10 protein-coding genes are annotated in these 12763 nt (G+C 61.5%); 9 read left to right on the top strand and 1 reads right to left on the bottom strand.

The features are described from left to right. Positions 1 to 13: 13 nt before the first annotated feature. The 9 genes from accC (at position 14) to HX823_RS26015 (ending at position 11917) form a co-directional block, all read left to right on the top strand. Positions 14 to 1375 (top strand): acetyl-CoA carboxylase biotin carboxylase subunit, encoded by a 1362-nt coding sequence (gene accC, locus HX823_RS26055; RefSeq protein ID WP_010213490.1) that lies wholly within the window; start codon positions 14 to 16, stop codon positions 1373 to 1375. Between the two features lie 248 nt (positions 1376 to 1623). After that, the gene (gene prmA / locus HX823_RS26050; RefSeq protein WP_177077408.1) at positions 1624 to 2502 is read left to right on the top strand and encodes a 50S ribosomal protein L11 methyltransferase; all 879 of its coding nucleotides are present in this window, start codon (positions 1624 to 1626) and stop codon (positions 2500 to 2502) included. 30 nt (positions 2503 to 2532) lie between these two features. Next, positions 2533 to 3765: a DUF3426 domain-containing protein gene (locus HX823_RS26045; protein ID WP_177077406.1), complete on the top strand. Its 1233-nt coding sequence runs from the start codon at positions 2533 to 2535 to the stop codon at positions 3763 to 3765. A gap of 185 nt (positions 3766 to 3950) precedes the next feature. Further along, positions 3951 to 4964 (top strand): tRNA dihydrouridine synthase DusB, encoded by a 1014-nt coding sequence (gene dusB, locus HX823_RS26040; RefSeq protein ID WP_177077404.1) that lies wholly within the window; start codon positions 3951 to 3953, stop codon positions 4962 to 4964. Continuing rightward, positions 4961 to 5281 (top strand): DNA-binding transcriptional regulator Fis, encoded by a 321-nt coding sequence (gene fis / locus HX823_RS26035; protein WP_002555375.1) that lies wholly within the window; start codon positions 4961 to 4963, stop codon positions 5279 to 5281. The genes dusB and fis overlap by 4 nt, the downstream gene beginning before the upstream one ends. 81 nt (positions 5282 to 5362) lie before the next feature. After that, positions 5363 to 6970: a bifunctional phosphoribosylaminoimidazolecarboxamide formyltransferase/IMP cyclohydrolase gene (gene purH / locus HX823_RS26030; protein WP_177077401.1), complete on the top strand. Its 1608-nt coding sequence runs from the start codon at positions 5363 to 5365 to the stop codon at positions 6968 to 6970. A gap of 20 nt (positions 6971 to 6990) precedes the next feature. Next, on the top strand, positions 6991 to 8283 hold the full coding sequence (gene purD, locus HX823_RS26025; RefSeq protein WP_038844711.1) for a phosphoribosylamine--glycine ligase: 1293 nt from the start codon (positions 6991 to 6993) through the stop codon (positions 8281 to 8283). 100 nt (positions 8284 to 8383) lie between these two features. Continuing rightward, positions 8384 to 11155, top strand: a complete 2772-nt coding sequence (locus HX823_RS26020; RefSeq protein WP_038844710.1) for a hybrid sensor histidine kinase/response regulator — start codon at positions 8384 to 8386, stop codon at positions 11153 to 11155. Between the two features lie 165 nt (positions 11156 to 11320). Then, positions 11321 to 11917 (top strand): MarC family protein, encoded by a 597-nt coding sequence (locus HX823_RS26015; protein WP_003171467.1) that lies wholly within the window; start codon positions 11321 to 11323, stop codon positions 11915 to 11917. Here the strand turns inward: HX823_RS26015 and HX823_RS26010 are convergent. Beyond that, positions 11914 to 12693: a hypothetical protein gene (locus HX823_RS26010; protein WP_177077399.1), complete on the bottom strand. Its 780-nt coding sequence runs from the start codon at positions 12691 to 12693 to the stop codon at positions 11914 to 11916. The genes HX823_RS26015 and HX823_RS26010 overlap by 4 nt on opposite strands. Positions 12694 to 12763: the final 70 nt, after the last annotated feature.

Here is a 12763-nt window from a genome sequence, read left to right as displayed (position 1 = left end):
CGGAGCGCCTTCGATGTTGAAACCTGCGAAGAAACTGCAAAAAGTCCTGATCGCCAACCGCGGCGAGATCGCGCTGCGTATCCTGCGCGCCTGTAAGGAAGAGGGCATCAAGACCGTCGCTGTTTACTCGACGGCCGATACCGAATTGATGCACGTGAAACTGGCGGACGAAAGCATCTGCATCGGCCCGCCACTGGCCACGAACTCGTACCTGAAAGTCTCGAACATCATCGCGGCCGCGGAAGTGACCGGCGCTGATGGCATCCACCCTGGCTACGGCTTCCTCGCGGAAAACGCCGACTTCGCCGAACAGGTGGAAAAATCCGGGTTTGCCTTCATCGGCCCGAAAGCCGAAACCATTCGCCTGATGGGTGACAAGGTTTCGGCCAAGGACGCCATGATCGCGGCCGGCGTGCCAACCGTTCCAGGTTCCGACGGCCCGCTGCCGGAAGACGAGGAAACCGCCCTGCGCATTGGTCGCGAAGTCGGCTACCCGGTGATCATCAAGGCCGCCGGTGGCGGTGGTGGTCGCGGCATGCGCGTGGTGCACAAGGAAGAAGACCTGATCGAAGCGGCCAAGCAAACTCGCTCCGAGGCGGGCGCCTGGTTCGGCAACCCGATGGTCTACCTGGAGAAGTACCTGACCAACCCACGTCACGTGGAAGTGCAGGTGCTGTCCGACGGTCAAGGCCACGCCATCCACTTGGGCGACCGCGATTGCTCGCTGCAACGTCGTCACCAGAAGGTTCTGGAAGAAGCACCAGCACCGGGCCTGGATGAAAAAGCGCGCCAGGAAGTACTGGCTCGTTGCGTCAAGGCGTGCATCGACATCAACTACCGTGGCGCGGGCACTTTCGAGTTCCTGTACGAGAACGGTCGTTTCTACTTCATCGAGATGAACACTCGTGTGCAGGTAGAGCATCCGGTGTCGGAGATGGTCACCGGTATCGACATCGTCAAGGAGATGCTCAGCATCGCCGCCGGCAACCCGCTGTCCTTCACCCAGGACGACGTGAAGATGCACGGCCACTCCCTGGAGTGCCGCATCAACGCCGAAGACCCGAAAACCTTTATCCCAAGCCCTGGCCTGGTCAAGCATTTCCACGCGCCCGGCGGCAACGGCGTACGTGTGGATTCGCACCTGTACAGCGGCTACAAGGTTCCGTCCAACTACGACTCGCTGATCGGCAAGCTGATCACCTGGGGCGCCACCCGCGACGAGGCCATGGCCCGTATGCGCAACGCCCTGGACGAAATCGTGGTCGACGGCATCAAGACCAACATCCCGCTGCACCGGGACCTGGTCCGCGATGAAGGCTTCTGCGAAGGTGGTGTGAACATTCACTACCTGGAACACAAGCTGGCTAACCAGTAAGTGCTCCACCCAACAAAGCCGCCTTCGGGCGGTTTTGTTGTTTTTGGCCGCCGATAACTCAAAGGCCACTGTGGCGAGGGAGCTTGCTCCCGCTGGACTGCGCAGCAGTCCCATTCTTTTAAACAGAGCGGGGCCGCTTCGCGCCCCAGCGGGAGCAAGCTCCCTCGCCACACACTCCGCTCTCGCGTAAACTCCCGCGCTTTCGCGACAGATGTAGTCGCACATTCATTTTTTCAAAGGTGCCCGCCATGCCTTGGCTGCAAGTCCGTCTCGCCATCAGCCCAGAACAAGCCGAAACCTATGAAGACGCTTTCCTCGAGGTAGGCGCTGTTTCGGTGACCTTCATGGACGCCGAAGACCAGCCGATCTTCGAGCCTGAACTCAACACCACTCCGCTGTGGTCCCACACCCATTTGCTGGCCCTGTTCGAAGACGGCACCGATGCCGCCGCCGTGCGGGCCCATATGGAGTTGCTCACCGGCGGCCCGCTGCCGGAGCATCACAGCGAAGTCATCGAAGACCAGGACTGGGAACGCAGCTGGATGGACAACTTCCAGCCGATGCGCTTCGGCCAGCGCCTGTGGATCGTGCCGAGCTGGCACGCCGCGCCTGAGCCGAATGCCGTCAACCTGCTGCTCGACCCAGGCCTGGCGTTCGGCACCGGCACTCACCCCACTACCGCGCTGTGCCTGGAATGGCTGGACGGCCAGGACCTGACCGACAGCCACGTGCTGGACTTCGGCTGCGGCTCGGGGATCCTGGCGATCGCTGCGCTGTTGCTGGGTGCCAAGGAAGCTGTGGGCACCGACATCGACGTGCAGGCCCTGGAAGCCTCCCGCGATAACGCCGGGCGCAACAATGTCCCTGAAGGCAAATTCCCACTGTATTTGCCTGAAGACCTGCCCCAGGTGCAGGCCGACGTGCTGGTGGCCAACATCCTCGCAGGCCCCTTGGTGTCCCTGGCGCCGCAGCTGTCGAGCCTGGTCAAGCCGGGCGGACGCCTGGCGCTGTCGGGCATCCTGGCCGAGCAAGGCGAAGACGTCGCTGCCGCCTACGCCAAGGATTTCGAGCTGGACCCGATCGCCAACCGCGATGGCTGGGTACGCATCAGCGGTCGTCGGCGCTAGAATGAGCGCTTGCCTGAATCGGATAGCCGCATGACCGACAGTTTCGTCACCCAGTGCCCGCACTGCCAAGCCCGCTTTCGCGTCAACCACGCTCAATTGAGCGTGGCCCGTGGCGTGGTGCGCTGCGGCTCGTGCCTGCAAGTGTTCAATGCCGCTCGCCAGTTGCTGGAGCAGCGCGACCAGGTGTCCGCGCCTGAACCGCAAGTGCCAGACGTGCCGGTAGAGCTGACGCTTGAGCCAGCGCGAGCCATCAGCCAGAAGCAGTGGACTGCCGAAGAGCTGGACCTGGACAACCTGGACCTGGACGAAGAACTGGCCAAGCTGGAACGCCGCGAGATTCAGCACACGTTGCCGATGGGCGCAGATCGTCGCCAGCCCGGCACTGACCGCCGCCAAAAGGAAGAATCCTTCAGCGCCAGCCGCGACACGGTCAAGGCCGAAGAGGAAAAATGGGCAGCGAGCCTGTTCAGCGAGCCGCCTGAAGAGCGCCTCCACGTCACAGAGGACGAACCGGAACCTGCGATTCAGCAGCGCACCGAACCCTCCATGTCGTTCCACACCGACGATATCGACGATGAGCCGCCACTGCGTTCAACGCCCGACGATGACGACATCGACCCGCCGTTTACGCCGCTGACCCAATCGGCCGATGACGTAGAACCCGAAGAACGCCCCAAACCCCGTCGCAAGCGCTCGCGCGCCCAAACGAGCGTGCAAGACGACCAACTGCTGGACCTCGAAGACGACCCGCTGCACCTCTACGCGCAAAAACGCCCGTCGGGCTGGGGCCGCCGGCTGATCTGGCTATTGCTGGTCCTGATCGCCGCCGCCGGTCTGGCAGGCCAGTACATTGCCTATCAATTCGACGACCTGGCCCGCCAGGACGCCTATCGCCCGTGGTTCCAGCAACTGTGCCCCACACTGGGCTGCACGGTGCCATCACGGGTCGATATCGCCCACATCAAGAGCAGCAACCTGGTGGTGCGCAGCCACCCGGATTTCGCCGGGGCACTGGTGGTGGACGCGATCATCTATAACCGCGCGACCTTCTCCCAGCCCTTTCCGCTGCTGGAGCTGCGGTTTGCCGATTTGAATGGCAGCCTGATTGCCAGTCGTCGCTTCAAGCCCGCCGAATACCTCAGCGGTGAGTTGGCCGGTGTTAGCGAAATGCCATCGCAAACCCCGATCCATATCTCCCTGGACATCCTCGATCCCGGCAACAAAGCCGTGAATTACAGCCTGAGCTTTCACTCGCCCGAGTGAATCGGTGCATGGGTTGAGATTTGACGGCAGGTTATTGACTTTGCCCTGCGCAACCAAACCGGTGGCGATAAAGAAATAACTGTTCAGATTTTATCCAATTCAGCCTTTATCCAGTCATCGAGAGCGGGTATCATGCCAACCCTTTTTCGAACTCTAATGATCCGGCCCCACAACAGGGAAGTCCTATGTCGGCGGTACGCATCGGCCCATATACATTGCAGAACGGCTTGATCCTCGCCCCGATGGCGGGGGTTACCGACCAGCCCTTTCGTCAGCTGTGCAAGCGTTTGGGCGCAGGTCTTGTAGTCTCGGAAATGGTCACCAGCGACATGAGCTTGTGGAACACCCGCAAATCGCGGATGCGCATGATCCACGAAGGTGATCCCGAGCCGCGCTCGGTACAGATCGCCGGTGGCGATGCACAGATGCTGGCGGATGCGGCCCGGGCCAATGTGGAGTTGGGGGCGCAGATCATCGACATCAACATGGGCTGCCCGGCCAAGAAGGTCTGCAACAAGGCCGCCGGTTCCGCCCTGTTGAAAGATGAGCAATTGGTTGCCGAGATCCTGCAGGCCGTTGTCGCCGCAGTGGATGTGCCGGTCACCCTGAAGATCCGTACCGGCTGGGACCGGAACAACAAGAACGGCCTGACGGTGGCGAAGATCGCCGAACAGGCAGGCATTTCAGCGCTGGCGGTGCATGGCCGCACCCGCGCCGACCTTTACACAGGTGAAGCCGAGTACGACACCATCGCCGCGATCAAGCAGGCGGTGTCGATGCCGGTGTTTGCCAATGGCGACATCGACTCCGCCGAGAAAGCCCGGCGCGTGCTGCACGCGACCGGCGCCGATGGCTTGTTGATTGGCCGGGCTGCCCAGGGGCGGCCGTGGATTTTTCGTGAGATCGAGCATTTTCTGCGTACCGGTGAAGTGTTGCCGGCACCGGAGCTGATCGAGGTGGAACGTATTCTGCTAGAGCATCTGGCCGCCCTGCACGCCTTCTATGGAGACGTGATGGGAGTACGCATTGCTCGCAAGCATGTCGGCTGGTATCTCGCAACCCTGCCGGGCGCCAGGGAGTTTCGCGCCCACTTCAATCGTTTGGATGATACGGAAGCACAGTGCGCCAACGTTCGTGAGTTTTTCAGCGAGCGTTACAAGAGCCTGGGGACAGGGGACGGAGAGGGGGTGGCCGCATGACGATGATGACCGAGACTTTAGTGAGTGGAACAACACCCGTGAGCGACAACGTCAATTTGAAACAGCACCTCAACACGCCGAGCGAAGAAGGCCAGACCCTTCGCGGGAGTGTCGAGAAGGCGCTGCACAATTATTTCGCCCACCTTGAGGGCGCTTCCGTCACGGACGTGTACAACCTGGTGCTCTCCGAAGTCGAGGCGCCCTTGCTCGAAAGCGTGATGAACTACGTCAAGGGCAACCAGACCAAAGCCAGTGAGCTGCTGGGCCTCAACCGTGGCACCTTGCGCAAAAAGCTCAAGCAATACGATTTGCTGTAAGCATTCAATCAAACCAGAAAGGCGCCCGCGTAAAAACGGTCGCCTTTTTTGCTGACTCCTTTGCTTTTGATGGAAATTGAAATGACCGACCAGACTACCCGCCTGCCGATCCGCCGCGCCTTGATCAGCGTTTCCGACAAGACCGGCATCCTCGAATTTGCCCGGGAGCTGGAAGCCCTGGGCGTGGAAATCCTCTCCACGGGCGGGACCTTCAAACTGCTGCAGGACAACGGCGTGGCCGCAGTGGAAGTGGCGGACTACACCGGTTTCGCAGAAATGATGGACGGTCGGGTCAAAACCCTGCACCCGAAAATCCACGGCGGCATCCTCGGCCGTCGCGGCACCGACGACGCGATCATGGCCGAGCACGGCATCAAGCCGATCGACCTGGTGGCCGTTAACCTCTACCCGTTCGAAGCCACCATCAACAAGCCAGGCTGCGACCTGCCGACCGCCATCGAAAACATCGATATCGGCGGCCCGACCATGGTGCGCTCGGCGGCCAAGAACCACAAAGACGTGGCCATCGTGGTCAACGCCAGCGATTACGCCAACGTGCTGGAAAGCCTTAAAGCCGGTGGCCTGACCTACGCCCAGCGCTTCGACCTGATGCTCAAGGCCTTCGAACACACCGCCGCCTACGACGGCATGATCGCCAACTACATGGGCACTGTTAACCAGGCGGCTGAAACCCTGTCGACCGAAGGCCGCAGCCAATTCCCGCGCACCTTCAACAGCCAGTTCATCAAGGCCCAGGAAATGCGCTACGGCGAGAACCCGCACCAGAGCGCGGCGTTCTACGTGGAAGCCAAGCCGGCCGAAGTGGGCATCGCCACCGCGACCCAGCTGCAAGGCAAGGAGCTGTCCTACAACAACGTGGCCGACACCGACGCCGCGCTGGAGTGTGTGAAGAGCTTCGTCAAGCCAGCCTGTGTGATCGTCAAGCACGCCAACCCGTGCGGCGTGGCGGTGAGCCCGGACGCTGAAGGCGGTATCCGCCAAGCGTACGAACTGGCCTACGCCACCGACACCGAGTCGGCGTTCGGCGGCATCATCGCCTTCAACCGTGAGCTGGATGCCGAGACCGCCAAGGCGATCGTTGAGCGTCAGTTCGTTGAAGTGATCATCGCCCCAAGCGTCAGCGAGGAAGCCCGCGCCATCGTGGCGGCCAAAGCCAACGTGCGCCTGCTGGCCTGCGGCGAATGGTCGGCTGAACGTGCCGCTGCCTGGGACTACAAGCGCGTCAACGGCGGCTTGCTGGTACAGAGCCGCGACATCGGCATGATCGGCAGCGAAGACCTGAAAGTGGTGACCCAGCGCGCGCCGACCGAGCAAGAGATCAACGACCTGATCTTCGCCTGGAAAGTGGCTAAATACGTTAAATCCAACGCCATCGTCTACGCCAAGAACCGCCAGACTATCGGTGTCGGCGCCGGCCAGATGAGCCGCGTGAACTCGGCGCGTATCGCCGCGATCAAGGCTGAACATGCTGGTTTGCAAGTGGTGGGTTCGGTGATGGCTTCCGACGCATTTTTCCCGTTCCGTGACGGCCTGGACAACGCCGCTAAAGCGGGTGTTACCGCCGTGATCCAACCGGGTGGCTCGATGCGTGATGCAGAAGTCATCGCCGCCGCTGATGAAGCCGGCATCGCCATGGTCTTCACCGGCATGCGCCACTTCCGCCACTGACAGAATTTGAGGTTTTTGACATGAATGTTTTGATCATTGGCAGCGGTGGCCGTGAACACGCCCTGGCCTGGAAAGTTGCCCAGGACCCGCGCGTCCAGAAAGTATTCGTAGCACCCGGCAACGCCGGTACCGCCATTGAAGCCAAGTGCGAGAACGTCGCTATCGACGTACTGGCCCTTGAGCAGCTGGCAGATTTCGCGGAAAAAAATGTATCCCTGACCATCGTCGGTCCGGAAGTGCCATTGGTTGCCGGCGTGGTGGACCTGTTCCGCAGCCGTGGCCTGGATTGCTTCGGCCCAACCGCGGGTGCCGCCCAACTGGAAGGCTCCAAGGCATTCACCAAGGACTTCCTGGCGCGCCACAAGATCCCGACTGCCGACTACCAGAACTTCACCGAGATCGAGCCGGCCCTGGCTTACCTGCGTGAAAAAGGTGCGCCGATCGTGATCAAGGCCGATGGCCTGGCCGCCGGCAAAGGCGTGATCGTCGCCATGACCCTGCAGGAAGCCGAAGACGCCGTGCGCGACATGCTCGCCGGCAACTCATTCGGTGACGCCGGTTCCCGTGTGGTGATCGAGGAGTTCCTCGACGGTGAAGAAGCCAGCTTTATCGTGATGGTCGACGGCAAGAACGTTCTGCCGATGGCCACCAGCCAGGACCACAAACGCGTCGGCGACGGCGACACCGGCCCGAACACCGGCGGCATGGGTGCCTACTCCCCTGCCCCGGTGGTCACCGCCGACGTGCACCAGCGCGTCATGGACCTGGTGATCTGGCCGACCGTGCGTGGCATGGCCGACGAAGGCAATGTGTACACCGGTTTCCTGTATGCCGGCCTGATGATCGACAAAGCCGGTAACCCGAAAGTCATTGAGTTCAACTGCCGCTTCGGCGACCCGGAAACCCAACCGGTGATGCTGCGTCTGCAATCGAGCCTGGTATTGCTGGTGGAAGCTGCCCTGGCCCAGGCCCTGGACAAGGTAGAAGCCCAGTGGGATCCACGTCCGAGCGTCGGCATTGTGCTGGCGGCCGGTGGCTACCCTGCCGATTACGCCAAGGGCGACGTGATTGAAGGTCTCGACGCGGCGGCTACGCTGGAAGGTAAAGTGTTCCATGCGGGCACTGCGCTCAAGGATGGCCAGGTCGTGACCGCCGGTGGCCGTGTGTTGTGCGCCACCGCCATGGGCGCCAGCGTCGACGCCGCGCAGCAACAGGCTTATAAGCTGGCTGCAAAAATCGACTGGAAAGGCTGCTTCTATCGCAAGGACATCGGCTATCGCGCCATTGCGCGGGAGCGTGGCGAAAGCCAGTAAGTCGCTATCCGTTCGGCTAGGCAAGGGCCTCTGGCCCTTGCCGTATGCAGGCCTACCCGCGCATAGTTAACCGTGCATCAACCTACGAAGGGATTTCGCCGTGCGCTGGCTCAGGATCGCCATAGGTTTCACTGTCAGTCTGCTGACACTGCTCTGCTTGTTCCCGGCCCAGGCCGCCGCGCAAGGCAGTGGCTGGGCAGTATTGCTTGATGAACAGGCCGACCTGCAACTGAGCGACATCCGTTCCTCGCGCTACACCAATCAATTCAGCCCCATCGAACTGGACCGCATTACCGCCGCGGAACCGGACGGTGCGTTGTGGGTGCGTTTCAAGCTGCAACCCGGCAGACACGAACAAGTGCTGCGGGTCTTTGCTCCGGATTTGTCCCACCTGAGCCTCTATGTACTGGACGGCGACACCCTGGTGGAGCAGCAGAGCACCGGCACACGCCAGCCCCAGGCGGAGCGCCCATTGCCGAGCAGCGACTTCATGCTGCCGATGCCCCAGAGCCAGAAGCCCCTGGAAGTTTACCTGCGCCTGGTCTCGGAACATGAGCTGCGCCCGTATATCACCCTGGAACCGGCCGTGCTCGCCGCCGCCGACCAGACCCAGACGCTGATCTACGGCCTGCTGTTCGGCTGCCTATTGATGCTGATCCTGCACAACCTCACACGCTTCGCCTACCACCGCTCGCGCAGCAGCCTGTGGCTGGCGGCCTGCGAGATCCTGCTGATGCTCAGCCTCGCGCTGCTGCTGAACCTGATCGGCCCTTGGCTGCCGAACTGGCACGCTATCCAGACCCCAGGCGCCTACCTGGCCCTGCTGCTGACCGCGCCGTGCGGGCTGATGTTTGCCTACCGGTTCTTCATGCCTTTGGGCCCACACCCGCTGAACAAGCTGTTGATGGCCGACATCCTGTTTATCGTGCTGTGCGGCCTGCTGCTGTTGTTCGTCAACACCCTGCCGCTGAACATCATCACCTATGCCCTGGTGGCCCTGGCCGGCTTGAGCATGCTGTTCGTCTCGGCCTACCACTGGCAGAAAGGCTACCGTCCGGCCCGCCTGTTCGTGGCGGCGATGGTGGTGTTCAACATCGGCACGCTGATCATTTTGCCGGCGCTGTTGGGCCTGACGATGGTCACGCCCCAGGGCCTGATCGTCACACTGCTGGCGTTTATCTGCCTTAGCGGTCTGTTGATGAGCCTGGCGCTGGGCGAACGCCAGCGGGCGATTGTCGAAGCGCGCTTCAGCCTCAGCCGTGACCTGGCGGCAAGCAATGCCGAGATCGCCGCCAAGGCCGAGTTCCTGGCCAAGATCAGCCACGAAATCCGCACGCCCATGAACGGCGTGCTGGGCATGACCGAACTGTTGCTGGGCACGCCGCTGTCGGTAAAACAGCGCGACTACGTGCAGACCATCCACAGCGCCGGCAATGAACTGCTCACGCTGATCAACGAAATCCTCGACATCTCCAAGCTGGAATCCGGCCAGATCGAATTGGATGACGTGCAGTTCGACCTCAATGCGCTGATCGAAGATTGCCTGAGTATCTTCCGCGCCAAGGCTGAACAACAGAACGTCGAGCTGATCAGCTTTATCCAACCCCAGGTGCCCCGCGTGATCAGCGGCGACCCGACGCGCCTGCGCCAGGCCATGTTGAGCCTGCTGGAAAACGCCCTGCAGAAGACCGACGAAGGCGAAGTGCTGATCGTCGTCGCGCTGGATGATCGCAGCACCAAGCCCCGCCTGCGCATTGCCGTGCAAGACAGCGGCTTGCCGATGGAAGCCGCCGAGCGTGACGCCCTGCTGCACAGCGAACTGCACAGCAAGAACTTCTTCTCCGCCACCCGCCTGAACGGTCACCTGGGCCTGGTCATCGCTCGCCAACTGATCCTGCTGATGAACGGCGAGTTCGGCATCAAGAGCGGCAGCCACCAGGGCAGCACCTTGTGGCTGACCCTGCCGCTGGACCCGGAACGCCTGGAACACCCGACCTCCGACCTCGACGGCCCACTCAAGGGCGCACGGGTGCTGGTGGTGGACGACAACGACACCTGCCGTAAAGTATTGGTGCAGCAATGCTCGGCCTGGGGCCTCAACGTCAGCGCCGTGCCATCGGGCAAGGAAGCCCTGGCGCTGTTGCGCACCAAGGCGCACCTGCGCGATTACTTCGACGTGGTGCTGCTGGACCAGAACATGCCCGGCATGACCGGCATGCAACTGGCGGCGAAGATCAAGGAAGACCCGAGTCTGAACCACGACATCCTGCTGATCATGCTCACCGGCATCAGCAACGCGCCGAGCAAGATCATCGCGCGCAATTGCGGGATCAAGCGCATCCTCGCCAAACCCGTGGCCGGCTACACGCTCAAGACCACCCTGGCCGATGAACTGACCCAACGCAGCAAGGGCAACGTTCCACCTCGCCCGGTCCTCAATACGCCGGCGGCCATCACCGTGCCGACGGATTTCCGCATCCTGGTGGCCGAAGACAACAGCATCTCCACCAAAGTGATCCGCGGCATGCTCGGCAAGCTCAACCTCAACCCCGACACCGCCAGCAATGGCGAAGAAGCGCTGGAAGCGATGAAAGCCCAGCGCTATGACCTGGTGTTGATGGACTGTGAAATGCCGATCCTCGATGGTTTCTCGGCCACCCAACAGCTGCGCGCGTGGGAAGTCAGCCACCAGCGTATTCGCACACCGGTGGTGGCGCTGACGGCGCACATCCTGTCGGAACATAAAGAACGCGCACGCCAGGCCGGGATGGATGGGCATATGGCCAAGCCGGTGGAGTTGTCGCAGTTGCGTGAGCTGGTGGAGTTCTGGGTGGCGCAGCGTCAGCAACGCCCGGAACACGCACCTTCTTGACTTGAAATACAGTCCCCATGTGGGAGCGGGCTTGCTCGCGAATGCGGTGGATCAGTTAAAGATGCATTGACTGACACACCGCATTCGCGAGCAAGCCCGCTCCCACATTTGTTCTCTGTCGCCTGATAGACTTCCCCGACTCTTTCTCTGCCGCGAGCCACTCACATGCTCCACGTGTTATTCAGTGTCTACCTGAAAATGCTGGTGCTCTACAGCCCGTTCTTCGTGCTGTCCTGCTTTATCAGCCTGACCCGTGGCTACTCCAGCAAAGAACGGCGGCGCCTGGCGTGGAAAGTGGCGTTGGCGACCTTGGTATCGAGCGTGTTGCTCTACTTGTTCGGCCGCGTGATTTTCAGCGTGTTCGGCATCACCGTCGACGCCTTCCGCATCGGCGCCGGCAGTGTGCTGTTTATCTCCGCCCTGGGCATGGCTCAGGGCAAGTCGGCGGTGCAGACCGACAACGTGCAGCAGGATGTGACCATCGTGCCGCTGACCATTCCCCTCACCGTCGGCCCCGGCACCATCGGTGCGCTGCTGGTCATGGGGGTGAGCCAGCCGCACTGGGATGACAAGCTCACCGCCATCCTCAGCATCGCCCTGGCCAGCCTCACGGTGGGCGTGGTGCTGTACCTGTCCAACCGTATCGAACGCATCCTCGGTGACCAGGGTTTGCAGATTGTCAGTCGGTTGATGGGGTTGTTTGTGTGCGCCCTGGCCGCGCAAATCATCTTCACCGGTGTGCGCGGTTACCTGGTGCCTTAGATCCGGTACTTGGCGATTGCCAACTGCACCTTGTCACCCGCACTCTCGCGCATCAGTTGGATCGTCTTTTCGTTGACCACCGAGGTATTCAGCACCAGGCACGTCTGCCCGCTGAAGGCCTCGAACGAGGAGCTGTCCCACTCCAGGAAGGGCAGCCCTACCTGCTTGCTCACGCCATGGCTGCTGTAGGTCACCAGCACCATCATCAGTTCACCGTCCGTTTCGGCACAGGACGCCAGGCCGAAGTCGCCGCCTTGGTGTACCGCGCTGTTGCGTTTGAACAGTTCGAACGTCCCCGGCGCCTGCTTCAATGCGTCCAAAGCATCGGCCGCCAGTTTCGGCAAAGTGCTCAGCAAGTGCCCGGACAATGAGGTCGACGCCAGCAGGGTGGTGATGATATTCAGCGCCGCCCATTGCACGGTCAGGCCCTTGCCGGAACGTGAAACCCGTTCGAAGCGGCTGCGCACCGGCAGCCACCCCAGGCTGACCATCACCTTGATGAACTCGTCGTACCAACCCTCAGTACCGCGCTGTACTTTCAACACATCGCTGACATAGCTGCTGGCCAGCAAATAGCTCTTGCGCACGTATTCCCGATTCAAGCCGGACAAGCCTTCGGCAAACGAGATGACGCCGTTGTTGACCACGGCGGCGTTGAAGTCGTCCTCGATGTCCAACGGCAAAGCCTTAAGCGCTCCAGACGCTCCCGGCAACTTGTAGGCGGCAATCAGCTTGCGCCTTTTTTTATTGTTGATCCTTCTGTGATGTCGCTCCATTTTGGTTCTCCACAAGCACCCCAACTCGGGGCTTATGTCCACCCTAGTCCACTGGCTGGAGCGTTTTCCA

Origin of the sequence: Pseudomonas sp. P7759 (assembly GCF_013386445.1) — a bacterium.
Classification (GTDB): Bacteria; Pseudomonadota; Gammaproteobacteria; order Pseudomonadales; family Pseudomonadaceae; genus Aquipseudomonas; species Aquipseudomonas azotoformans_A.
The sequence above is the reverse complement of the archived record's forward strand: the minus strand, read 5'-3'. Positions and strand labels throughout refer to the sequence as shown.

Bases quoted from the DNA above. Each gene is read 5' to 3' on its own strand.
- purD (WP_038844711.1), top strand. From the start codon at position 6,991: ATGAATGTTTTGATCATTGGCAGCGGTGGCCGTGAACACGCCCTGGCC.
- dusB (WP_177077404.1), top strand. From the start codon at position 3,951: ATGTCGGCGGTACGCATCGGCCCATATACATTGCAGAACGGCTTGATC.
- prmA (WP_177077408.1), top strand. From the start codon at position 1,624: ATGCCTTGGCTGCAAGTCCGTCTCGCCATCAGCCCAGAACAAGCCGAA.
- HX823_RS26015 (WP_003171467.1), top strand. From the start codon at position 11,321: ATGCTCCACGTGTTATTCAGTGTCTACCTGAAAATGCTGGTGCTCTAC.
- HX823_RS26010 (WP_177077399.1), bottom strand. From the start codon at position 12,693: ATGGAGCGACATCACAGAAGGATCAACAATAAAAAAAGGCGCAAGCTG.
- fis (WP_002555375.1), top strand. From the start codon at position 4,961: ATGACGATGATGACCGAGACTTTAGTGAGTGGAACAACACCCGTGAGC.
- purH (WP_177077401.1), top strand. From the start codon at position 5,363: ATGACCGACCAGACTACCCGCCTGCCGATCCGCCGCGCCTTGATCAGC.
- HX823_RS26045 (WP_177077406.1), top strand. From the start codon at position 2,533: ATGACCGACAGTTTCGTCACCCAGTGCCCGCACTGCCAAGCCCGCTTT.
- accC (WP_010213490.1), top strand. From the start codon at position 14: ATGTTGAAACCTGCGAAGAAACTGCAAAAAGTCCTGATCGCCAACCGC.